The organism is Barnesiella propionica (assembly GCF_025567045.1).
Classification (GTDB): Bacteria; Bacteroidota; Bacteroidia; order Bacteroidales; family Barnesiellaceae; genus Barnesiella_B; species Barnesiella_B propionica.
This window is the reverse complement of the sequence record NZ_JAOQJK010000011.1, coordinates 91,831-114,606: the sequence shown is the minus strand read 5'-3', so window position 1 is coordinate 114,606 and position 22,776 is coordinate 91,831. Positions and strand designations below refer to the sequence as shown.

The 22,776-nt window shown below is 34.6% G+C and carries 22 protein-coding genes and 1 tRNA gene; 15 read left to right on the top strand and 8 right to left on the bottom strand.

The window, feature by feature from the left end; translation table 11 throughout:
* Positions 1 to 251 precede the first annotated feature (251 nt).
* Complete coding sequence (locus OCV73_RS13655) at positions 252 to 809, bottom strand: DJ-1/PfpI family protein (RefSeq protein WP_147553058.1); 558 nt, start codon at positions 807 to 809, stop codon at positions 252 to 254.
* 213 nt (positions 810 to 1,022) lie between these two features.
* On the opposite strand from OCV73_RS13655, the gene sppA reads away from it, so the two are divergent.
* From sppA to OCV73_RS13625, 6 genes are all read left to right on the top strand, one after another.
* Entirely contained in the window at positions 1,023 to 2,774 is a 1,752-nt protein-coding gene (gene sppA / locus OCV73_RS13650; RefSeq protein WP_147553056.1) for a signal peptide peptidase SppA, read from the top strand.
* A gap of 5 nt (positions 2,775 to 2,779) precedes the next feature.
* Positions 2,780 to 3,874 carry a tetraacyldisaccharide 4'-kinase gene (gene lpxK / locus OCV73_RS13645; protein WP_147553054.1) on the top strand — a complete coding sequence of 365 codons (1,095 nt, stop codon included), beginning with the start codon at positions 2,780 to 2,782 and terminating at the stop codon, positions 3,872 to 3,874.
* A 115-nt stretch (positions 3,875 to 3,989) separates the two neighbouring features.
* Positions 3,990 to 4,802, top strand: coding sequence for a purine-nucleoside phosphorylase (locus OCV73_RS13640; RefSeq protein ID WP_147553052.1), 813 nt, complete (start codon positions 3,990 to 3,992; stop codon positions 4,800 to 4,802).
* A 94-nt stretch (positions 4,803 to 4,896) separates the two neighbouring features.
* Positions 4,897 to 5,937 carry a thiamine-phosphate kinase gene (gene thiL, locus OCV73_RS13635; protein ID WP_147553050.1) on the top strand — a complete coding sequence of 347 codons (1,041 nt, stop codon included), beginning with the start codon at positions 4,897 to 4,899 and terminating at the stop codon, positions 5,935 to 5,937.
* A 66-nt stretch (positions 5,938 to 6,003) separates the two neighbouring features.
* Positions 6,004 to 6,076, top strand: a tRNA-Phe gene (locus OCV73_RS13630).
* 236 nt (positions 6,077 to 6,312) lie between these two features.
* The gene (locus tag OCV73_RS13625) at positions 6,313 to 7,539 is read left to right on the top strand and encodes a site-specific integrase (protein WP_147553048.1); all 1,227 of its coding nucleotides are present in this window, start codon (positions 6,313 to 6,315) and stop codon (positions 7,537 to 7,539) included.
* Positions 7,540 to 7,604: 65 nt separating this feature from the next.
* On the opposite strand, the gene OCV73_RS13620 is transcribed toward OCV73_RS13625, so the two are convergent.
* The 5 genes from OCV73_RS13620 to OCV73_RS13600 form a co-directional block, all read right to left on the bottom strand.
* A complete protein-coding gene (locus tag OCV73_RS13620; RefSeq protein WP_147553046.1) occupies positions 7,605 to 7,907 on the bottom strand; it encodes a helix-turn-helix domain-containing protein in 303 nt (100 codons plus the stop codon).
* Positions 7,908 to 7,913: 6 nt separating this feature from the next.
* Positions 7,914 to 8,144, bottom strand: a complete 231-nt coding sequence (locus OCV73_RS13615) for a helix-turn-helix domain-containing protein (RefSeq protein ID WP_147553044.1) — start codon at positions 8,142 to 8,144, stop codon at positions 7,914 to 7,916.
* Between the two features lie 65 nt (positions 8,145 to 8,209).
* Positions 8,210 to 8,503: a helix-turn-helix domain-containing protein gene (locus OCV73_RS13610; protein ID WP_147553042.1), complete on the bottom strand. Its 294-nt coding sequence runs from the start codon at positions 8,501 to 8,503 to the stop codon at positions 8,210 to 8,212.
* Positions 8,504 to 8,584: 81 nt separating this feature from the next.
* Complete coding sequence (locus tag OCV73_RS13605) at positions 8,585 to 8,878, bottom strand: DUF3876 domain-containing protein (RefSeq protein WP_147553040.1); 294 nt, start codon at positions 8,876 to 8,878, stop codon at positions 8,585 to 8,587.
* The gene (locus tag OCV73_RS13600; protein WP_147553038.1) at positions 8,865 to 9,179 is read right to left on the bottom strand and encodes a helix-turn-helix domain-containing protein; all 315 of its coding nucleotides are present in this window, start codon (positions 9,177 to 9,179) and stop codon (positions 8,865 to 8,867) included. The genes OCV73_RS13605 and OCV73_RS13600 overlap by 14 nt, the downstream gene beginning before the upstream one ends.
* Positions 9,180 to 9,782: 603 nt before the next feature.
* Between OCV73_RS13600 and OCV73_RS13595 the strand changes: the two genes are divergently transcribed.
* The 9 genes from OCV73_RS13595 to OCV73_RS13555 all read left to right on the top strand — a co-directional run bounded on the left by OCV73_RS13595 (position 9,783) and on the right by OCV73_RS13555 (position 19,730).
* On the top strand, positions 9,783 to 10,595 hold the full coding sequence (locus tag OCV73_RS13595; RefSeq protein ID WP_147553036.1) for a methyltransferase domain-containing protein: 813 nt from the start codon (positions 9,783 to 9,785) through the stop codon (positions 10,593 to 10,595).
* Positions 10,596 to 10,627: 32 nt separating this feature from the next.
* The gene (locus tag OCV73_RS13590; protein WP_262512971.1) at positions 10,628 to 11,254 is read left to right on the top strand and encodes a hypothetical protein; all 627 of its coding nucleotides are present in this window, start codon (positions 10,628 to 10,630) and stop codon (positions 11,252 to 11,254) included.
* A gap of 129 nt (positions 11,255 to 11,383) precedes the next feature.
* Positions 11,384 to 11,716 (top strand): helix-turn-helix domain-containing protein, encoded by a 333-nt coding sequence (locus tag OCV73_RS13585; protein ID WP_147553035.1) that lies wholly within the window; start codon positions 11,384 to 11,386, stop codon positions 11,714 to 11,716.
* 285 nt (positions 11,717 to 12,001) lie between these two features.
* Entirely contained in the window at positions 12,002 to 12,586 is a 585-nt protein-coding gene (locus OCV73_RS13580) for a BfmA/BtgA family mobilization protein (RefSeq protein WP_147553033.1), read from the top strand.
* A 5-nt stretch (positions 12,587 to 12,591) separates the two neighbouring features.
* Positions 12,592 to 13,431 carry a DUF5712 family protein gene (locus OCV73_RS13575; protein ID WP_262512970.1) on the top strand — a complete coding sequence of 280 codons (840 nt, stop codon included), beginning with the start codon at positions 12,592 to 12,594 and terminating at the stop codon, positions 13,429 to 13,431.
* Positions 13,432 to 13,824: 393 nt separating this feature from the next.
* Positions 13,825 to 14,781, top strand: coding sequence for a hypothetical protein (locus tag OCV73_RS13570; RefSeq protein WP_122127209.1), 957 nt, complete (start codon positions 13,825 to 13,827; stop codon positions 14,779 to 14,781).
* An 80-nt stretch (positions 14,782 to 14,861) separates the two neighbouring features.
* Positions 14,862 to 18,179, top strand: a complete 3,318-nt coding sequence (locus tag OCV73_RS13565) for a VPA1262 family protein (protein ID WP_147553032.1) — start codon at positions 14,862 to 14,864, stop codon at positions 18,177 to 18,179.
* A 148-nt stretch (positions 18,180 to 18,327) separates the two neighbouring features.
* Positions 18,328 to 18,945: a type IV toxin-antitoxin system AbiEi family antitoxin domain-containing protein gene (locus tag OCV73_RS13560; RefSeq protein WP_147553030.1), complete on the top strand. Its 618-nt coding sequence runs from the start codon at positions 18,328 to 18,330 to the stop codon at positions 18,943 to 18,945.
* The gene (locus OCV73_RS13555; RefSeq protein ID WP_147553028.1) at positions 18,942 to 19,730 is read left to right on the top strand and encodes a nucleotidyl transferase AbiEii/AbiGii toxin family protein; all 789 of its coding nucleotides are present in this window, start codon (positions 18,942 to 18,944) and stop codon (positions 19,728 to 19,730) included. The genes OCV73_RS13560 and OCV73_RS13555 overlap by 4 nt, the downstream gene beginning before the upstream one ends.
* Before the next feature lie 627 nt (positions 19,731 to 20,357).
* Here OCV73_RS13555 and OCV73_RS13550 read toward each other — a convergent pair.
* Both OCV73_RS13550 and OCV73_RS13545 read right to left on the bottom strand, forming a co-directional pair.
* Positions 20,358 to 21,941, bottom strand: coding sequence for a DNA/RNA helicase domain-containing protein (locus OCV73_RS13550; RefSeq protein ID WP_262512969.1), 1,584 nt, complete (start codon positions 21,939 to 21,941; stop codon positions 20,358 to 20,360).
* Between the two features lie 194 nt (positions 21,942 to 22,135).
* Positions 22,136 to 22,771 carry a CatB-related O-acetyltransferase gene (locus OCV73_RS13545; protein ID WP_147553026.1) on the bottom strand — a complete coding sequence of 212 codons (636 nt, stop codon included), beginning with the start codon at positions 22,769 to 22,771 and terminating at the stop codon, positions 22,136 to 22,138.
* Between the last annotated feature and the right edge of the window lie 5 nt (positions 22,772 to 22,776).

Below are 22,776 nucleotides of genomic sequence, written 5' to 3'. Positions count from 1 at the left end.
TAGGGCTTTTTATTTATCTCACAAACTTTTTCTGCCTTTTTTTGAAAAAAAATTCTACAACAATAATCAATATGCTGTAAATCAAATATTTATATCAAACAACGGAAAAACATCCTTCTATTAAACCTTTTACTTCTTATTGCTAAAAAATATAATAGTTGCCGATATTTATTAGAACAAGTCCGCTCTGTACAATATAAGGACGCCTTGGCACATTGTGTCAAGGCGTCCTTAATAAAGCAATCATTATATCATCCTAATACCATCAAAAGTTCTTTGGAAACCTTCTCTGCTGCATCTTTTCCGGCTGCTATAGAAACTATCCCCACAGCAAATTTCAAAGAATCGGCGACTCCCCTACCTGTTATTACATTATCTTGTATTTCGATCGGTAATCCGGTATAAGTTGCACCCGATAAAAAATGCATATAAGCGGGTAAAGCTGTTGCATTCTTTTCATTTAGCATTCCCAAATCGCCGAAGATAGCAGGAGCCTCTCCTATTGCAGCAACATGTCGTCCCTGATTATAATGATTCAATAAATTCATTTTAAAGTCATCATTCATAAAAAGCTGCTTGGTCCCCTCTTCCCCTCCGGGTAAAATATAGAATCCTTCTACATCGTCAAATTTTATATCTTTATATAGCCCATCCGCCATAACTGTTATTCCATGTTCACCGGTTACATCACGGCCATCGGCCATAGATATCATTTTAATTTCCGCGCCAGCCCTGCGCATTACATCGACTACAGCCAAGGCCTCAATTTCCTCAAACCCTTTGGCTAAAAACAAATAAGATGTTTTCATTATTTTATCATTTTATTAGGTTCCTATTTTCTGATTTAAAAAACAACACGATTCGATGTTTTGTTTTTAGATTGTATCTAATTCAGTCAATTATTGTTTTTCGATAAATATTTATTGTTTCTTTTGTTTATATTAAAAAAGTTTGTATGTTTGCAACGTTAATTACATTATACTATATAATAGAATATTCAAACTAATTTAAAATACAAATACATGAAAAAATTTTTCACTACTATGTTCGCCTGCGTTTTTGGCGTTCTTATTGCCGGATTTGTCATGTTCTGGATCATGATTTTATCTTTTGCAGGCATAGCGACCCTATCTTCTTCTGCAGAATACCAGACAAGTCCTAAAACAATTCTTCATATTAATCTAAGCGGGATATTAACTGAACGTACGAAAGAGGACCCCATGAATATGATTTTCGGAGATAATACCGAAACACTAGGACTGGATGAAACTCTTAAAGCTATATCTATTGCAAAAGATGATAAAAATATATCCGGTATTTATATAGAAGCCAACGGACTAAGTGCAGGGGTTGCATCTATAAACGCCATACGCGACGCTTTGAACGATTTCAAAGAATCAGGAAAATTCATCTATGCTTACGGGGACAATTATTCCCAACGGGAATATTACCTTTCTGCCGCTGCCGACAGCGTATTTATGAATCCGGTAGGCATGCTTGATTTTAGAGGACTTGCCAGCGAAATAACATTTTATAAAAACCTGATGGAAAAGGTTGGAATTGAAATGCAAGTTTTCAAAGTGGGAACATACAAATCGGCTGTAGAACCATATATTGCGACTAAAATGAGCGAAGCTAATAAAGAACAAACCAGAATATACATGGATGCCATCTGGAGCGATCTTCTGACGAACTTATCAAAAAGCCGCTCTATCCCCGTTCTTCAATTAAATGCTTATGCCGACACATTATTAATGACTAAAGCACCGGAAACCATTTTAAAATATGGTTTTGTCGACAAATTAATTTATCGTCCGGCATTCGAAAATCTCCTAAAAGAAAAGGTAGGTATAGATAAAGATAAAGAACTTACATTAGCCAGTGTTAAAGAAATTGCATCTATTTCCCAACCGAAAAACAATGCAAAAGATAAAATTGCAGTCGTATATGCCGTTGGTGAAATAGACGGTGCTTCTGGAGACGGCATAAATACCGAAAAATTAGTAAAAGACCTTACTAAAATCGAAGCGGATAAAAATATAAAAGCTGTTGTTCTGCGCGTAAATTCACCGGGTGGAAGCGCATTTGGCTCAGAACAAGTATGGGAAGCTTTGGAACAGATCAAAAAAGCAGGTAAACCTGTAGTTGCATCCATGGGAGATGTCGCTGCTTCGGGCGGTTATTATATTTCATGCGGTGCTAACCGCATTTTTGCAGAACCTACTACATTGACAGGTTCAATAGGAATATTCGGTTTGATTCCTAACTTCGGGAATTTACTGACTGACAAAATAGGCCTTACCTTCGATGGCGTCAAGACAAACAAATATGGAACTTTCCCGAATGTTACGAGTGCCATGACTCCCGACGAAAGACTTCAAATGCAACAATATGTAGAAAGAGGATATGAATTATTTGCTTCACGTTGTGCCGAAGGCCGCCATATGGACATTGCTGCTATCAAAAAAATAGCCGAAGGTCGTGTATGGGACGGAACCACCGCAAAAAAAATAGGTTTGGTTGACGAACTTGGGAGTATGAAAGATGCTATTGAATGGATAGCCCAGGAAGCTAATATGGAAAAATATGCTTTAGAAGAATATCCGAAAAAAAAGGGTATATTTGAAGAATTAATGGAACAATTCGGCAATAAAACAAAAACAGCTGTTCTTAAATCATATTTGGGAAGTGATTATATATACTTCGAAACTTTAAAGAATATGCGTGAAATAGATCCGTTACAATGCCGGATGGAAGACATAGTTATTTATTAATAAATATGCTTGAAGAAAACCACGTAAAAATAATCACTGCACTTACTCCTTTATCTTTACTTTACGGCGTGGGAGTAAGCATAAGAAATAAACTCTTCGACTGGGGCATCCTCTCCAGCGAAGAGTTTGATATTCCTGTTATTTCGGTTGGAAACCTGACTGTAGGGGGGACCGGAAAAACTCCTCATATAGAATACCTCATCAGATTATTCTCCGAAAAATACAGAGTAGCAGTTTTGAGTCGCGGTTATAAACGAAAAACAAAAGGATTTATCCTCGCACACAATAATTCGACTTCGGCTGAAATTGGAGACGAACCTTATCAGATACTAAAAAAATTTCCTAACGTAGTCATTGCAGTCGATACCGATCGACGCAGGGGCATAAGAAAATTGACGGAACTGGAACCGGCTATAGATGTTGTACTTCTGGATGACGCATTCCAACACCGATACGTATCTCCTTTGATATCCATTATTTTGACAGACCATCACAGACCTATCTATGACGACAAATTATTACCTGCGGGTAAATTACGCGAACCAATATCCAGCTTATACAGAGCAAATATAGTTATTGTAACCAAATGTCCGGAAGATATCAAGCCAATAGATTTCCGTATTATTTCCCGTAAATTGAATTTATATCCTTATCAAGACCTATATTTCTCGCATTTCACATATACATTACCCAAAAAAATGTTTGGAGAGGAAGAAGAATTATCCCTATCCTCTCTTACCGGAGACGATTCTCTCCTATTGGTTACAGGTATCGCCAATCCGGCATCATTATATCAGTATATAAAAAATTTCCCTGCTCATTCAGAAGCGATTTCTTTCCCCGACCATCACAATTTCACTCTTAAAGATATTAAAACCATTGAAAACAAATTCAAGACTCTTCCTGGCAAAAACAAATATATCATTACGACAGAGAAAGACACAGCGAGACTATGTTCTTCTCCTTTTCTCTCAGAAGAATTAAAATCTCATTTTTACAATATACCTATATCTGTCGATTTTTTACAAAATGCTAATACTGTTTTTTCTAAAAAAATAATCGAAACTGTACAGAAGAATCGGCGTAGTAAAAAGAAATAAATATCTTTCTTTTGAAGCAAATCAGGTATTTCTATTTTCAATAAAAAGATTATTAAGATTTGTTATTGGTAGAAGATTTATTATATTTGTAAATTAATACCTAACTTGTTAAACTATGATTGAAAAAATTAAAGAAACAGCAGCGTATCTTAAAAGCAAGGTACCTGTTATGCCTAAAACAGCTATTATACTAGGTACCGGATTAGGCGAACTGGTAACACATATTACTGATAAGCAAGAAATCCCGTATAACGAAATACCTAATTTTCCTGTATCTACTGTAGAAGGCCATAGCGGAAAACTTATCTTCGGTAAATTAGGCAAAAAGGATATCATGGCCATGCAAGGTCGTTTCCATTATTATGAAGGATATGACATGAAGCAGGTCACTTTTCCTGTACGAGTTATGAAAGAATTAGGTATAGAAACCCTTTTTGTATCCAATGCTGCGGGAGGCATGAATCCGAATTTTTCCGTAGGAGATATCATGATTATACGGGATCATATCAATCTATTCCCCGAGCATCCGCTACATGGGAAAAATTTCGAAGAACTGGGAGTACGTTTCCCGGACATGAGTGAAGCTTATTCTAAAAAACTTATTGATAAAGCTCTTGAAGTAGCAGCAAAAAATAATATCAAAGTACAGCAAGGAGTATATGTAGGAACTCAAGGACCTACATTTGAGACTCCTGCAGAATACCGGTATTTCCATATTATTGGTGGAGACGCCGTCGGCATGTCCACAGTTCCCGAAGTAATCGTTGCCCGCCATGCAGGAATGGATGTATTTGCGGTATCTGTTATTACCGACCTGGGAGTAGAAGGTATTGTGGAAAAAGCTTCTCACGAAGAAGTGCAGAAAGCCGCAGCAGAGGCCCAGCCTAAAATGACACTTATCATGAAAGAACTCGTAGAACAATTCTGATAAGAAAAACATTGTATTTGTTATATATCCTGAAGCCCACACACTACATCGCATAAAAGGGTGTAATATGTGGGCTTCATTCAATAAAATTTGCATGGAACAGAAAAAACGAACAGAAATATCTACCTTAGGGGAATTCGGCCTTATTAATCATTTGACCGATAAAATAAAACTTAAAAACACCTCCTCTGTTAAAGGAATAGGAGATGATGCCGCCGTAGTTGATTACAAAGATAAACAGGTGCTTGTTACTACCGACTTACTTTTAGAAGGCGTACATTTCGACCTTACCTATGTTCCGTTGAAACACTTAGGATATAAATCGGCAATTGTAAATTTTTCTGATATTTACGCTATGAACGGTCAACCGAAACAAATGACCGTATCTCTTGGTATATCCAAAAGATTTTCAATAGAAGACCTGGAGGAAATATATTCCGGATTACAATTGGCCTGCGATGTATATGGCGTAGATTTGGTAGGAGGAGATACTTCTGCTTCTATGACAGGTTTAACCATCAGTATAACTTGTCTCGGAGAAGTAGAAAAAGAAAAAATAGTATATCGTAACGGAGCAAAAGAAAACGACCTGATATGCGTAAGCGGAGACCTGGGAGCCGCTTATATGGGTTTGCAATTATTAGAAAGAGAAAAAAAAGTTTTCTCGGGAGAAAAAGTATTTAAACCGGCATTCGAAGGAAAAGAATACATTCTTGAACGCCAGCTAAAACCGGAGGCCCGAAAAGATATCATAAAAGAATTATCTGAGCATCATATTGTACCAACTTCAATGATGGATATATCGGACGGCCTTTCTTCCGAACTACTGCACATCTGTAATCAAAGCCATACAGGATGCCGCATCTACGAAGACCGTATTCCCATAGATTATCAAACAGCTACTATGGCTGAAGAATTCAATATGAGTCTCATAACGGCAGCTCTCAACGGAGGTGAAGACTACGAACTACTTTTTACCATTCCCCTCTCTGCACACGATGAAATCATCACTATTCCGGGCATACGTATTATAGGACATATCACAAAAAAAGATCTCGGATGTTACATGATCACTCGGGACGGAACTGAAATCGCCCTTAAGGCTCAAGGATGGAACTCTCTTAGCGAAGAATAGCATATATTTCTTCAATATAGTTGGAAAAATAAAAAATATATCTATCTTTGCATTCGCAAAAATGATGGTGCCATAGCTCAGTTGGTAGAGCAAAGGACTGAAAATCCTTGTGTCCCCGGTTCGATTCCTGGTGGCACCACTTTTAAAAGACTTCAAATTTGGTAAATCCCTGAAAATTAAACATTTCAGGGATTTTCTTTTTCTCTCAATCCGCATATTTCTGGCAAAATAACGCACTTCCGTAGTGCTAAATCGTGGACAATTTTAGTTTCGAAAAAAATATCCACGAATTGTACCGTAAGTCGTTGATTGTCTTAGCGTTTGATTCTTGCTATTCTGCACGATTCAGTAACTTTAAACATTAATTTTTAGAGTATGAAACGACAGACTTTCAACGTGCTGTTCTTCATCCGCAAAACAAGAACAGTAAAATCAGGTGAAACACCTATCATGTTGCGGATAACTATTCAAGGTCAATTAGCTGAAATGCAGCTAAAACGAACCGTTAAGCCAGAACTTTGGTCGCAAGCTAAAGAACGGTGTACAGGTAAAGATTCTAAATCAGTAGAAGTAAACCGTTATCTGGAATCGGTAAAATTACGCTTGTATGAGATTCATCGGACTTTGGAAGATGAAAACAAACTTATTAATCCGATGGAAATCAAAAGACGTTTTCTCGGGCTGGATGAAAAGCACATGATGTTCTTTGAAGTATTCCAAGAACACAACGACAAATGCAGAGAACTGATAGGCAAGGATTATGCAAAGGTCACTATCTCCCGTTTTGATACATGCTTAAAGTATTTTAAAGAAATGCTTCTAAAACAGTATCATCTAAAGGATATTCCGATGAAAGAAATAAATAATGCCATCATTCAGGATTATATTCATTTCTTGAAGTCGAAAAAGAATCTGCAAGAAAATACAGTTATCCGCTACATGAAAGTAGTCAAGAAGATTACTAACATGGCTCTTGCAAATGACTGGATAGATAAGAATCCGTTTATGAATATCCACTTCCATGAGCAGGAAGTACATAAGGAATTTCTAACCAAAGAAGAATTAGAAATTTTACGAACTAAAGTTTTCAATGTGCCACGTTTGGAATTGGTACGTGATATTTTCTTATTTCAGTGCTGGACTGGATTAGCGTTCATAGATGTATCGGAATTGAAACCCGAACATTTGGTATCAGATAATCAAGGGAACGTCTGGATAAGAAAAGCTCGCCAAAAGACAAAAGTCATGTGTAACATTCCACTCTTGGATATTCCATTAGCTATATTGGATAAGTACAAAGGCTATCCGCTTTGTGAAAAGAAAGGTACATTATTACCTGTTCCATGCAACCAAAAGGCAAACAGTTATTTGAAAGAAATAGCTGATTTCTGCGGAATTAAGAAGAACCTGACCACGCATACCGGACGTCATACATTTTCGACTGTCGTTACGCTGGCTAACAATGTATCATTGGAAAATGTATCTAAGATGCTCGGTCATACCAATACAAAAATGACACAGCGATACGCCAAAGTATTAGATCAAAGTATTCTCCGAGATATGCAAAATGTACGGGAGAACTTCTCTATTAAAACGACCTAAAGATGAAAACGGCTACCCAATCTATTCAGACGGTAGCCGTTTATCTATCTTCATTATATTAAAAGCTAAAGAGAATAATCTTCTATATTATAGGCAGAACGAAACCTATCTTCCAAAACCTTCTTTATATCCGATTCACGAAACAGCACTTTGCCCAGAAGTTGAATAAAAGGGAAAATACCATCATCCCGATAATACTGTAAAGTTCTACGGCTGATTTTGAGTATAGAACAAAGTTCTTCACTTGTCAGATACCGTTCACCCTCAAACATGGGCTTATTACTCTTCAATACATATTCTATATAAAGTAAAGCCTTATCTAAAGATTGCAATAATTCTTGGCTATCCTCATTCGTGTACAAATCCATAAGTAATTATTCTTTAATGGTTACTTTTATTCTACCTGAATCCAATAATTTTTGTACTTCGGAAACCTTATAATATACTTTCTTGCCAACGGTCGAAAAAGAAAGTTTGCCACTCTCCCGTAAAGACTGTAATGTCCGCAAAGATATATTTAAGGAAGCTGCCAATGTCTTGCCCTCTATCCATTCTTTCTCAATACACATATCAAAGGAAACTCTTTCTATTGCTACTATATCCATATATAAATTACTTTTCAAAATTCATTATCTCAATCCTTTTTTAAGTAAGTTTTGAGGGTAGCAGGTTATTCCTTCCAACTTTCAAAGTAGTGCTTTTCGAGCAGTTTGTCAATATCACTTTGGCGGTAGATGATTTTACCTTTTATCTGGATAAAGGGGATTAATCCTGTATCTCGCCATTCTTGCAGAGTTCGTAAACTGACATTCAGCTTTTTGGAAACTTCATGGTTAGAAAGAAAATGCTCTCCGTTCAGGTGGGGCTTGTAGTGCTTGACAATAGATTCAATGCCGTTCAGCATTGAATCGAGCGAAGAAATAAAGTCTTTGACTTGCGGTGTATCTTTATTTATAAGTTCCATGATTGAAAAATTGTTTTATTGAAAGATTGATTTCAAGATTGCTAGATAGCTAATCAGTTATATGATTAGCTGGTTGATATGTTAGTTACGCAGATAGTCACCTAGTGATGAAATGCCAAGTACATCTTTTGCCGGATCATAATCAATATAGAGCCGTTTGGATGCAACGGTAATAAAATACTGGCTACCATCTTTCTGTATCTCATACGTAGCAGGAGAAGCCTGTTTGGTGGTTTCCGATACATATATAATAGAAAGGAGATGTTTTTTGTCATTCCGGTAGATGATAACCGTAGGATTCAGATTAACGCTTTCCCATGTGCCGACAATGGAAAACAGGTTGAAGGACGGATAATCTTCTTTAGTTCTTTTCATAAGGCGTGGTTTGTTTGGGTGATTGATTCAGTTTTTCACTGTCTGCAATAATTCTTTCAATATCAGCAGATTTATAATAAATCTTACTGCCTATTTGAGAATAAGACAATCTTCCGCTACTCCGATAATATTGCAGCGTTCGTTTACTAAAGCCCAATAATAGGCACACAGCCTGACTATCCAGCCAGTTTTCTACTTTTTGTGTATGAGTGCTGCACAAACTTTCTATCCGTTTGGCAAACTCAGTGAATCGTTCGCAGACATACGAAAAGGTTCTCTTTTCAATGGTTACTACTTCCATACTTTTAATTTTAATGGTTTATAAACGTATTGATTCTATTTTCATCGGCAAATGAAAGAAGAATCAAGAGCCGTTTTAAAAACTGTCTGGAAGTGGCATAGTAAAGCTACTAATGTCTAATCTCATCCTTTAGGCTTAAACCCTTTTATACAATGCCTATGAGTGAATTACATAATCGTTACATAGACGTTGAAGATTTAGAGGATATAGAATAAAACCAGCTAAGAAGTTCCATTTCTAGCGAAAGAAACATTCAGACATGTATTCAGTTTATCTATAGAATGTTTTACCGAAATACGAAAAAGAGTTGCCCGTCAAATTTGTTTTCAGAAAAACATTAAAATATATCTCTATTTAAAAAGGAATCACTATTTTAGCCCACTGAATCAATACTTTCTATATGTAGATACACGGATATTCTATCCATACAAACTTTTAGATGTAGCAGAAAACCTTTCTGTTACTCGTTTGCGTATCATTTCCAACGTTTTTGTAATATTGTCTTTAGCCCGAAAAAGGTGCGTGAATTTTCATGTTTGTAACGGATAGTTGTATTTCATATCCTACTATGGGATTTTCTAATAACAAATATTCAGAATACAAATGAGAATCATCAACAAAAAGCCCGCTTTATTCGAAAAGTCCAATCATAATATTTGGACTGATCCTTATATTCAGCAACAAATACTAAAAAAGCATCTTGATTTACAGTCTGATGGAGCTAGCCGAAAGCAAGAGTCTATTTTAAAGATAGTGAATTTTGTTCTTAAACATTCAAAACCTGAAAGTCATTTACTTGATTTGGGATGTGGTCCGGGATTATATACTTCGCTTTTCACAAATGAAAATTATATTGTAACAGGTATTGACTTTAATAAGGCTTCGATAGAGTATGCAAGGAGAAAACAGGATGGAGTCGAATACATTCTGAATGACTACATTAATAATTATCCCAAAGGTAACTATAATACTATAATCATGATCTATTGCGATATGGGAACACATTCTGATAGTGATCGTGACCGATTACTGAATAGTATATATTGTTCTTTGACTGATGATGGAGTTTTTATTTTTGATGTTTTTTCAGAAGGTATTATTAATGATAGACAGGAAAATCAAAGTTGGGAATATGCGCCTCATGGTGGTTTTTGGAATGAAAGCGAATATCTGCTTTTAAGTCAAACATTCCATTATCCAAAGAATAAAGTATTCGCATACCAATATAATTTGATACTCGAAGGAACAATTAAACATTTCATTATTTGGGAGAGATATTATTCAGAAAAAGAAATAATAGATGTATTAAAAAAGGTCGGATTCTGTAAAATTTCTATTTATAGAAAATTACTTGGCAAGAACAATTTCACGTCCAGCAGTGAAATTTTTATAGTTGCAAAAAAAAGAAAGATATGATTATGTATGTAACGTAACTATTTAAAGTGTAAGTGAAACGTTTTTTAGAAACAAAGTTATTCAACCTGCTCTCTTGTTCTGCTAATGGCAAAGAGATTGACCGTATAGAGTTATCAATAGCTTATGATGATTTTGTACGACAACTCTTTTTATTTTGTCAGGAGGAACAGAATATTATACTATTATGTTTTACCATAAATTACACGGCAGCAGAGATAAAAGAATTGAGCATGCGGCTAGAAATTAAAAATGATAATTCTTTACTTGAAATCCGGTTGTTATTGGCTAAACTATTGAATATATTGGATTCTACTTTTAGAGTGGTACAATTTCGCTTAGATAATCCTGATTCCTTCCCACTAAACACAGAGGATAGTTTTGAATCTGATGTTTATTTAGCCAATGATGTGGATATGATTGATATAATGGAATTAATTTGCGGCTTGTTCTATTCTCATGCTGTAAGGAACAAGGTTGGCAACCCTGTGAACTTTTCTGAACTGACACGGGTATTTGAGAAAGGAATGAATTTTAAGTTTGCGGATATATACAAGAAAAGGGATGATGTTTTTAAACGCAAGGCAACAAAACTGACAGAGTTTCTAAATGAATTGATAGTCGCCATTAAAATAGAAAGTAAAAATAGAGGTTATTTGTAAATCAGCAACTTACTAATAATTTATAGGGGAATAGGTGATCTACTCCCCTAATTTATTTTTCACCATTTGCTGAACTTTGCTTCATCAATCGATTGAAAACAATAATGTTGAACTAAAAAATGAAGCAAAATGTATATAGACAATGAAAACTTTGACATGTGGATGGAAAAGCTATCCAAGAAGCTCACTGAAATAGGTAAAGACTTAAAATCCCTAATCAATACCGATAAAGTATTAGATGATAATGAAAAGATACTCGATAATCAGGATTTAGCCTTTCTTCTGAAAGTATCTTTCCGAACTCTTCAACGTTATAGGGTAAGCGGGCAACTACCTTTCTTTACCATCGGAAAGAAAACTTATTATCGTGCTGGTGATATTAGGTCTTTCGTTCGTGAACGTGCCGATTTCCAAACCTACAAACAGTTTGAAAAAGCCAATCAATTAGAGAATCAGCTCTGAAAGCAAAAGGTAGCAAATTTAGGAATGAAGCATTCCTGTTACTCCCTTGTGCTATCACCCTAATTTAGCTGAAACAGCTACGCCTTTCGGCTTCGCTCGTTTCGCTAAATTGAGCAAGAGGGAACTGGACAAGTCCTGTTCTTCCCTCTTGCCCTGCGGGGCAAAGCCTTCGGCTTTAGCGGTTTAAGTTAAACCGCTGTAATGACACCTGTAATAATCAATTTAAGTTTATTGCTTATTATCAGGCGATTAATAGAACGAATTTCTATAAAATTGTAATTACTCATGCAAAATAGCAGCAGGAAAACCATATTTACCACCGTTTCCATAGACAAGGAAACCGGCGGGTTAGTAGAAAAGATAAGCAAACGCTATTCGCTGAAAAAAGCGGAAGTAGTGAAACAGGCTTTCAAGTATATCGACAAGGCAAATATCAATCCTGCCGATGCCCCCGAATCGGTCAAAGCCGAACTTTCCAAAATCAACAAACGGCAGGATGATATTATTCGTTTCATTCGGAACTACGAGGAAAAGGAACTTAACCCGATGATACGGGCGACCAATTCAATAGCCGTCCGCTTCGATGGCATTGTGAAAGCATTGGAAACGCTTGTTCTTTCACAATTAGAGAAGAATCAGGAGAAATACAACGCCGTTCTGCAAAGGATAAGCGATAAATTTACCGAGCATGCCAATGTGATAAATGGTCAGGGCAAGCAAATCGGCACATTACAACAGGTACAGAAAAGAGATAACGAAAAACTTTTGAAGTTGATTAGCCTTTATGCGGAGTTGGCAGCTTGCGGAGTGATGGACGGCAAACGTAAAGAAAACCTAAAAGCAGAAATAACGCACCTGATAAACGAATAGTAAGCATGAATATAGATTTTCCGCCACCATCAAACGGAGTTTACAACAATGCAGGTAGCAGCCGACAGTTGGCAAATTATTGCGAGCATGAAGATTTGCAACGGATGGAGCAGGGAATTTATACCGAAGGCTTTTTCAACCTTACGGATGATAATGTCTATAAATCCCAAGTTGTAAAAGACATTGAGGGGAACATCGGGCAACTGCTAAAAACGGATGCCAAGTTTTACGCTGTCCATGTCAGCCCATCGGAAAAGGAACTGCAAGCGATGGGCAGCACGAAACAGGAACAAGCCGAAGCCATGAAACGGTATATCCGAGAAGTGCTCATTCCCGAATACGCCAAGAATTTCAATAAAGGACTATCGGCAGAGGACATAAAATTCTATGGCAAAATCCATTTCAATCGCGACCGTTCCGACAATAAACTGAACATGCACTGCCATTTGATTGTAAGCCGTAAAGACCAATCGAACAAAATCAAGATAAGTCCGCTTACCAACAACCGCAACACCAAGAAAGGCGTTATCACAGGCGGTTTTGACCGTACAACCTTATTTGAGAATGTAGAAAAAGGTTTTGATAAACTGTTCGGCTATAATCGGCAACTATCCGAAACGTTCGAGTTTTGCAACACCATGAAAAATGGCAGTATGACAGATAAACTACGGATGCAGGAACGGGAACTGAAAGCCCCCGAACAAAATTTTGCTGGTGAAAAGAAAAAGATTGTTGATATACAAACAGATGAAAATATAAAAACACAAACAAATAAAAATATAAAAAACGATTTCAGATACTTCAATACAACAGCAAATCAGTACGTCAGTAAATCAATCAACTAATAATTCAGTAGGTCAATCAAACGATGGAAATGGTTTGTCTTCTTTGTTTTCGATACTTCCATCGGCTGCGGATGTCAATCCAGTGGATGAACAACAAGCATCGAAACCCAAGAAAAAGAAGAAACGAAGACCAAGATTTAGTTGAAAAAATTAGATTTATATTGTGCCAAAAGTTATCTCCCGTCCAACTTCGGTTATTTCCCGTTCATGGCTTCCCAGCCCGTTCTGAAGGGCGGAAACCCCACGAGAATAACCGATAGTCCGAGAATTACTTTTGGCAGTGTAATGGCGATTTTATGCAGCTTCATAATAGCGTGGTTCAGAAGATTATTATGTGCTGAAAATCATCAAAATACCAATAGAAATTAGTATCTTTACTCAAAATTTTAAAAAATGAGCAATTATATCTATTTAGACTGGAATATTTTTAATAAGATAGAAAAAATGGATGACTTGGATGAAGAAGAGAAACAAGTTTATTCAACAATTGAAGGATTAATAGTTAGTGAGAAGATTACAACTCCTTACTCTAATGCTCATATTAATGATTTGCTACGAGGATATGCTAATAATCCTGTTTACATTCCACAGCACCTCAATACTATCAAGCGTCTAACGAATAACCTTTGTATTGTTCAATATTGGGGAAATACTCAATCAACATGGCATTATCGAGATGTTGATGAATTTTTCAATTCGGCATTAAATGAAAAAGACAGAACTTCTGATTCATTTCTTGGACTTATGGACTGCGATGACACAGGCTTGATGAGAAAAGCCATGGAAATGTATCGTTTTATCCATGTGCCATCAAATTTTAAAGAGATATACAAGGCTGCTCCAATTTTCAATTTAATGTTTCCACAAACAAAATCGGAAATGAATATGCTTGCACTGATGGAAGATATTTATAATTTTTCAAATAATGCAAAGAAAGATTATTCGCTTTACAAATCATTGAAGACGTATATAAATCAAAGTAAAACGAAACTTAAACAACAAAAAGATTTGTTTAAAGGAATTAATAAAGACCTCCCTTCATATTTGGAATCTGACAAATTTTGGGAAGAATATGCTCCGAAGAATAAAACAAGTGACAATCCTGCATATCAAAAAATTACTGATACTTATTTTAGAATTGATTTTAAAGGATACAAATCGGATGCTCGATTTTCAAATATGATTGATGATGCTTTACATGTGTTTTATGGAGCTCATTGTGACTACTTTCTAACCATAGATGATAAATGTCATTATAAAGCGGCAGAAACTTATCATAAGTTAGGGATTATGACAAAAGCACTTAAACCAACAGAGTTTGTTAACAATCTTGGAATATTAAAAACATAAAACGTTAATGTTCCATTTTGCGGCTGATAAACGCAGAGTGTAGTTAAAGGTATAAATATTATGGTTTAAAAATGACTTATATGAATAAAACAACAAGAAATAATGAAATAACAGAGGAAATGATGAAAGATTCAAGATTATTTCCCCTGTTCTGTGATACAACAAAATTATTATTTCAATTATTTGTATTAGAAATTAAGAATAATGACACCAATGAAAAAATATATAAGATTGTATATGGTTTGTGTATAAGAACGACTCGAGAAGATGTAAGTGATGAATACTTTTGTAGTGATTTCAACAAGGTTTATACTTCCATTAATAATACGTATTCTATTTCCAAAATCAGCATCTACAATTATCCTTCAATAATTATTGACTTAGTTAATGAGTTATTATTAGGAAAAAGCCTAAAAAATGCAAGTGACAAATTAAATGCTAATAAATTAAAATTTGATGTATTTTATGCGAAAAACTTCAGTATACGTCCTGTCATTTTCAACGAAACAAATACTTTCATTTCTCGCAATCCGTATGAAAAAAACGCATTGATTAGTCCATTTAAAGATATTCCTTCTTTTACTTTAATTATCTACAATTTAGATAAAATGAATGTTCTTTTTATAGATGAGAAGATAAAGAACTCTGCTTTATTATCAGTGCTAAAATATTTACAAGAAGAAACCAACTTGCCTTTTCTGACAACGGGTTGTGTCCGATTTGGTAATATTGAATTTATCAATACTCAATGCGCCGATGAATTTGAAGTCGGGTATGTAAATTCTGGAACTATTAAAGAAACTATCACAATTGATTGCAAAGAAGAATCCATTTGTAAGAAGATTTCTATTTCAATAAAACCCAATATTTATACTTGCTCTAAAAAACTGTTAATTAATTGTTTCTTGAAAAATGGGGAACAAGTGATATTAGATGAATGCAAGGAAATATTTCACGAAAAGGAACAAAATCTCTCAATCATTTTTGAGAGCCAAGAACAAATAGGGAGTATTTCTATAAGTATTTGGAAAGAAGAAAATAATGTATTTCAAATATGGTATAAATATTCTGTAACATTGTGCCGGCAAATTCAATTTAATATGGGAATGGTTGGTTTGCATGGAATTGTGCAATCTCCTTGGTTGGACGCCATTGAAAATAGTAATAAGAAGACGAAAGAAAAAATATCAGAGGCTAAAAAAATATCGAAAACATCATATAAATCCTCAACCATTGGTCAATATACTCAAGACCCTTGGGTGGAAATAGATAGAAATTTTTCCAAATATGTTAATCGAATAAATCCAAAAAAGTCTGATGCTGAATTCTTCCCACAAGGTTGGGATGCGAAAACGGAGGAACATGGCTCTATTTCTTTTTTAGAATGGTTTAAGGAACAAACAAAAAATGCTAAACAAGTAGTTATTCAAGACCCTTTTTACGATATTTTAGGATTAGAATTTCTTGTCCGAACAACGAATGCGGATACAGATTATATCATCCTTACTTGCACGCAAGTAACATCAACAGATGACGATAAAAAAGAAACAACTGATAGTTCTAAATTTAATTTATACTCTCAAATTTTTAGCATATTTCGAAAGAGAAAAAAACCTAAAAAGGATATAGAGCCTAATAGAGCAACTAGAATAAAGTCATTTATTTTTTCAAATCCTTCATTATGTGATTCACTGAAGTTAAGTATTTATGATATGAGGAGCACAGGAGGTGGAGATATAAATCTTTTGCATGACCGGTATATTCTAATTTTTAACGGAAATATATTGCAAAAGGGGTTCCATTTATCAAATTCAATACAAGGAGCAACGAAAAAGCAACCATTGCTTATCACGCCCATTCCAGAGGATGTACTTCAAAAAGTTAATAACCATATCAATGATTTAATCAGTAAAACAGAAATCGAAAATAGTGTTATTAAAATAATCCCATTGTATAATTATAAAGACACAAAAACGAAATTAGAAATCAATGATGAGGAAAAAATAGCTAATGCAAAATTGTATGAGCAATTGAAACTAGAAATTACAAAAGATGAAAATGTATCGAAAAATGTCATTGAAAATTTTATATCTAAGGCTTTATCGAAAAAAACATTTCCTGAATTTTGGGCAACTTTCGGATATCTATTAGCAACAACGACCCATGATGATAAAATCATATCTATATTAGAAACAGTAGATAATCCAATGTTTGCTGTTGAATTAAGAAAATATATGGAATCAACTATCTCTGCAAAATTTCCGCTTGGATTTTCTCAAAGAAGACGTTACCGAGAATATGATTTTCATTTTTTATTCATTGAAGAATTTAAAGATATTGTCGAAAAGGTTGTACGATTGGGTGACTATATATCGGAAACTTATGGTTATGGTAATTATGGCGTCTATTATGGTTGTAGTTTACTTTTAAATATTAATTTTAATGAATACATTACACTCATAGAATTCATTAAAAATCAATATGCCAGAAACAAAAATAAAGATTTGAAAAATGCTCCATTGTCCAAGTTGTCAACGATTTTATTTGCCAACTTATTAGAATCTCTATTTTGGCGAGATGACTCAGGTTTTTTAACAGAAAAAATACTTCACTGCAATATCCCTTTTATGAAAGCAGTGGCAACATCTGCACTTATTTCTAATATTCTGAAAGAAACTCCAAGTATAACATTTGATAAATTTAAAAGATTGCTATTTAGTAATTTATCTATTGATGAATCACTGTGCGCTTTTGTTATCTGCTTGCTTAACCATAAATTCAGGAATCGACATATTGATACCCCTCTTGAATCTAGTGTTTTATCTTCTATTTCATCTGTTTTAGTTGAAAATTATAGCAAAGACCGACTTGAAAATATGTTTAGGCAGATATTGTATTCTTACTATCCATCGATTGAGAAAAAATTTGTAGAAGAAGTTTTGTTGAAATTAGAGGCAGAAAATTTAATTGATGCTAAAGCTATATTTCAATTATGGAGTGATGAATTTTTAGCATTAATCGGCAATTTCGATTCTGTTCGGAATTATTCGGGAATTATCGATATGACAGGTTGGTCTTTTCAAATTATTGACAAAGAAAATAAAGATAAGTTTGTTGAGAAATTGAGAAGATTATTAAAAAAAGAAATAAATGAAATCAGAAAACCTTTTAGAAAAGAAACAAAAGAATGGAGTACATCATTTGAAAGGATTTTATTGATTAAAACGGTTCTAATGATAGCCGTTTTATATACACGAGAAACAACCGATTGCTCTGATGAAATTCAAATAATAAACGAAATAGGCAAATTGGAGAGAGATTATCAATACAATAAAGATTATAGCACGATATATTCTTTTTCTCAACAAATTGAAACTGAATACGAAAAAGTAATCTAAGACACTATATTTCTGTACTATCGACAAGACAAAAATAGTCTATTTTCGTCTCGTCAACAGAACAAGAATATCTTCAATTCATCCCAAATATTTTATTTTGTTTCTAAAATGCACTATATTTGCAGCATAATGGAAACAAAATAAAGAAATGAAATTTCTGGAATTTAAGGAACAGCTATTTGATTTGGCATGCTTCAATATCTATCAGGTATATGCATGGCAACCGGATTTTGACCGCAACAACCTTACACGTTGGGCGAAGAAAGGATATCTTATCCGGTTACGTCAGGGGTATTTCGCTTTCTCGGAATATAAGAGCAAGCCGGATTATTCCCTTTATTTTGCCAATCGGATTTACCGTCCGTCCTATATCAGCCTGCACACGGCATTGGCGTTTTATGGGATAATACCGGAAGCAGTGATACAGATTACCAGTGTGACGTCATTAAAAACGGCATCATTCGCCAATGACTTTGGCGAATACTCTTATAAGAACGTCAAAGAAAACCTGATGTTCGGATACGAGTTAAAGCTCATGGCAGACAATCGCACCATACAGTTTGCCACACCTGAAAAGGCATTACTTGATTTGCTGTATCTTTATCCGTTCTATGATAGCAAGCAGGAATTGGAAGAACTGCGGTTGGATGAAAATTACCTGCAAGATGATTTAAACAAGGATTTACTAATGGACTACTGTGCCAAGTTTCAAAGCAAGGCGCTTGACCATCGGGTAAAGTTACTTTTTAAGACTTACGATTTATGATACAGATTGAACAAATAAGAAGTTATTTTCCGGCTCAAATCCGTGGAAATTCGGGTTCCGATAAACACATACTGAAAGAGTATTTACAGTTGATGATTCTGGATTACCTTTCTTCTACGCCAAGCATCCAAAAGATGGCTTTTATCGGTGGGACAAATCTGCGTTTGGTAAAAGGGATAGACCGATTCTCAGAAGATTTGGATTTTGACTGCAAAGACCTCTCGAAAGAAGAATTTATTGAAATAACAAACGGAGTAATTCAGTTTTTGGAACGTTCTGGGTTACGAGTGGAAGCAAAGGACAAAGAAAATCCGAAACTAACAGCTTTCCGGCGCAATATCCATTTTCCTGAACTATTATTCGATTTGGGGTTGAGTGGACACAAGGAAGAACGTTTTTTGATAAAGGTCGAAAGCCAAGACCAAGGAATCGTTTATCCTCCAGTTATCACAAATATTAAAGGTTGCGGATTCTTTTTCCCGTTTCCCGTTCCTTCCGATGGTGTATTATGCAGCATGAAAATTGCCGCTATGTTAGCCCGTGCCAAAGGCCGTGATTTTTACGACCTGATGTTTCTACTATCACAAGCAAAACCCGATTACGATTTTCTTTCAAAGCGTTGCGGAGTGCATAATTTGCAAGAGTTCAAGCAAGCGACAGCCGAATTGCTGAAAACAATTGATTTGAAGAAGAAGCAAAAGGATTTTGAACACTTGCTTTTCAATAAAGCAAATAGTGAGAAGATTTTAAGGTTTGGTGAGTTTGTAGATTCGCTTACAGAATAATTCAGTTCCGAAATGGGCATTTCGGAACTGACGGTTTCGGAACAAAGAAAAAGCAAATTAAACAGCCGTAAATTTTACCGCCATAAAAATTCCATTTCTATTTCTATTGTGTATTATTTTTACTGAACAACAGAAATAGAATGACTGATTGTTTCAACTTTTCGGGCAAATAATGGATTGATTTAATATTCTTTCTTACCTTTGCACTAACAATCGTGTTAAATCACGGGTAGAACGATGAGAAATAATCGTGTGCTAAATCGTGTGGATTTTCCAATAGAAGAAAAGATAAGTCGGTGATTGTCAACGGTGATACGTAAAGCGTTCACTTTCTGGTGGCACCACAAACGAAAGACAAAAATCCTTGTAAGACAAGAACTTACAAGGATTTTTCTTTTTGGGAGCCCAGACGGGTACTCACTCGGATATTGCGAGATTGCAAAAAACGAAGGATACCCAGCTTAATCGATATCCTTTGTTTTTCTTTAAATCTTGGAGAGGTCCTACAAAGTAACCTCCTAAATAAATAACTCTTTTTGGGGCTAAATTCTACTTTGCTAAAATATACATCTCTTTTCTAAGAGATGTAATCAGGTTTGAAAAATACTTATTTACCTAACCTTATTCTTATATATAATCTACAAAATGCTTAAAATACTCTCTTAAATTATCATCGCATACATAAATATAAGTGCCTTCAATAGCTCTTGTAAAAAGTACAGCATATGTATTCAATACATATTCTTTTATTTCTTCTTCTGTTGCATTCTTTTTTACGTCATTAGAATATAAATTTTTTTTATTGACTTTTATTTCATTATCTTTTTTATCGAAGTAAAGATCCGGACCTATTACCAAACCAATATAATTTAGATCAAGTCCTCTAAGAGTATAAATACTTCCCATCTCATATCTGGAATCCATATTTCCGATCCATTTTTCTTTATCGCGATTCCATCTAATCTTTTCATCTTCTATAACAATATCGGGAATTGAAGCATCATTCTTACTAATCCATTTCCACGCATACCCACCACAAAGTTTACTAAGTCCATAAATATCTTCTTTTCGAGATATTTCTCTTCTCATCTCAACAAAAGAATTGTAAAGTTTAAAATCAAAATTTTCAAAAGTTTGCTTTTGTATTGACCTTTGATAGAGAATATCATATATATAATTAACATAAGAATCTCCCGCTTTATTTCTCATTTGCGTTTTCAATTCTATAGGTCTGAATCCTCTTAGCTTATTATTATGAATCTTTTCTTTAACATAATCACTACGAATATCGGATCGTTTAACCATTTGTTTTTCATCATAAAACAATATTTGATACTCTGACTGCTCTAATATCCAATCTAATTCATTGTGAGTATTATCAAGTCCTAATCGCTCATTCCCAGCTTCAAAATGTTTTTTATAGAACACTAAATTTTCACCTCGTCTTAATGCATGAACTTCATCGCAAATAATAATATCATATTTCTGTTTTGTCAATTCTATTGGGCTAATTACATCTTTTTTACTAAGTCCCTCACACGTTTCATTGAATACATCTTTCAATATATTACGCATTTGCTCATTAGCAACGACCAAGGCTATTTTTTTATCCTTATAGCTGTTATCATTTCTCAAATAATGAAAAAGAGAAGTTGCTACAACAGTCTTTCCTGTGCCGGCACTACCGTTTATGAGTATAGGTCTTCTATCATATTTTTCTGAATATGGTTCTGTTTCATCCGAATTCAGAATATTCATAATATAGGTTAGTGCATCTATTTGTTCCTTTGTAAATGTAATGTATGGAGAATATTTATAGGTATTTAAATTTAGTACAAATTGAAAAGATTTTCTTTTTACCAGTTTTTTTTCAACCAACTGACTCCAAAGCTTATCAAAATGCAATTCAAATTCGTTCTGCCTTTGATAATGAGTTTTATACCCATCATTACCATTCACAATATTAAATAACCCATCGACTTTCATTAATCTTATTAACAACCTTTCATAATGTTTTGCCGGCGTTTCTTCCATCAGATCGCTTGTAATAATATGCATTCTTTTAAAGTTCAAATTCCAATATTTATTTCTATGTTGTTGAGCCCTAACTTCAGCAACTAAAGTCTCCCCAATATAAGCATCCCTACCGTTTTCCAAAACATAAACACAATGATAGTCATTTGGTAATTTCCATTTTTCAAAATCTTTCATGGAATAATTGTTAGAATATTCACAAGTTGTTATATTAAATATGTTTTTTCCCATTGAATATTAATTTTCGGTTATTATAAAAATTACTCATCAAAACAATGATTATTATAAAATTAAATTTAAATATTTACACAAATATAATCATGAATTTAAAATATAAAACTATATTTAAAAGCTTAAAGAGGCTTGTATCCTTATCGATCATGCTCCATTATTAAATCATTCAATTTTCCGTTTATTATATAAGGAATATTTTTCTTAATCTTACTAACCGGCCACTCCCACCATTTCAACATTAACAATCGTTCTATTACATCGGCATCAAAACGTTTTCGTATTTCCTTGGCAGGTATCCCCCCTACGATTGTATAAGGAGGAACATCTTTTGTTACTACGGCACACGCAGCGATTATCGCACCATCTCCGATATGAACTCCTGCCATAATCACAGCCCCATAACCGATCCAGACATCATTGCCAATTATAATATCTCCCTTATTATCCCAAGCCCAACTAACATTTGTCTTATCTAATCCCCACTCTTCATAAAACAGAGGAAAAGTATAAGTAGATAAAGACTTTAATGTGTGGTTAGCGCAATTAAACAAAAATTTCGCACCACAAGCGATTGAGCAAAACTTGCCAATAATCAATCTCTCCGAGTGAATTGGATAATGATAAAGCACGTTATTTTTTTCAAACAATAATGGATCGGACACAAAATCATTATAAATAGTATAATCACCAACTTCTATTTGCGGATCTTTCACGACAGCATTAAGATAAACCGTTTGCTTATCACTGAAACGCGGATATACTTTAGTTTTCATAAGTT

Excerpts from the sequence above, each read along its gene's own strand:
- OCV73_RS13655 (WP_147553058.1), bottom strand. The coding sequence starts at position 809 with ATGAAAACATCTTATTTGTTTTTAGCCAAAGGGTTTGAGGAAATTGAG.
- sppA (WP_147553056.1), top strand. The coding sequence starts at position 1,023 with ATGAAAAAATTTTTCACTACTATGTTCGCCTGCGTTTTTGGCGTTCTT.
- lpxK (WP_147553054.1), top strand. The coding sequence starts at position 2,780 with ATGCTTGAAGAAAACCACGTAAAAATAATCACTGCACTTACTCCTTTA.
- OCV73_RS13640 (WP_147553052.1), top strand. The coding sequence starts at position 3,990 with ATGATTGAAAAAATTAAAGAAACAGCAGCGTATCTTAAAAGCAAGGTA.
- thiL (WP_147553050.1), top strand. The coding sequence starts at position 4,897 with ATGGAACAGAAAAAACGAACAGAAATATCTACCTTAGGGGAATTCGGC.
- OCV73_RS13625 (WP_147553048.1), top strand. The coding sequence starts at position 6,313 with ATGAAACGACAGACTTTCAACGTGCTGTTCTTCATCCGCAAAACAAGA.
- OCV73_RS13620 (WP_147553046.1), bottom strand. The coding sequence starts at position 7,907 with ATGGATTTGTACACGAATGAGGATAGCCAAGAATTATTGCAATCTTTA.
- OCV73_RS13615 (WP_147553044.1), bottom strand. The coding sequence starts at position 8,144 with ATGGATATAGTAGCAATAGAAAGAGTTTCCTTTGATATGTGTATTGAG.
- OCV73_RS13610 (WP_147553042.1), bottom strand. The coding sequence starts at position 8,503 with ATGGAACTTATAAATAAAGATACACCGCAAGTCAAAGACTTTATTTCT.
- OCV73_RS13605 (WP_147553040.1), bottom strand. The coding sequence starts at position 8,878 with ATGAAAAGAACTAAAGAAGATTATCCGTCCTTCAACCTGTTTTCCATT.
- OCV73_RS13600 (WP_147553038.1), bottom strand. The coding sequence starts at position 9,179 with ATGGAAGTAGTAACCATTGAAAAGAGAACCTTTTCGTATGTCTGCGAA.
- OCV73_RS13595 (WP_147553036.1), top strand. The coding sequence starts at position 9,783 with ATGAGAATCATCAACAAAAAGCCCGCTTTATTCGAAAAGTCCAATCAT.
- OCV73_RS13585 (WP_147553035.1), top strand. The coding sequence starts at position 11,384 with ATGTATATAGACAATGAAAACTTTGACATGTGGATGGAAAAGCTATCC.
- OCV73_RS13580 (WP_147553033.1), top strand. The coding sequence starts at position 12,002 with ATGCAAAATAGCAGCAGGAAAACCATATTTACCACCGTTTCCATAGAC.
- OCV73_RS13575 (WP_262512970.1), top strand. The coding sequence starts at position 12,592 with ATGAATATAGATTTTCCGCCACCATCAAACGGAGTTTACAACAATGCA.
- OCV73_RS13570 (WP_122127209.1), top strand. The coding sequence starts at position 13,825 with ATGAGCAATTATATCTATTTAGACTGGAATATTTTTAATAAGATAGAA.
- OCV73_RS13565 (WP_147553032.1), top strand. The coding sequence starts at position 14,862 with ATGAATAAAACAACAAGAAATAATGAAATAACAGAGGAAATGATGAAA.
- OCV73_RS13560 (WP_147553030.1), top strand. The coding sequence starts at position 18,328 with ATGAAATTTCTGGAATTTAAGGAACAGCTATTTGATTTGGCATGCTTC.
- OCV73_RS13555 (WP_147553028.1), top strand. The coding sequence starts at position 18,942 with ATGATACAGATTGAACAAATAAGAAGTTATTTTCCGGCTCAAATCCGT.
- OCV73_RS13550 (WP_262512969.1), bottom strand. The coding sequence starts at position 21,941 with ATGAAAGATTTTGAAAAATGGAAATTACCAAATGACTATCATTGTGTT.
- OCV73_RS13545 (WP_147553026.1), bottom strand. The coding sequence starts at position 22,771 with ATGAAAACTAAAGTATATCCGCGTTTCAGTGATAAGCAAACGGTTTAT.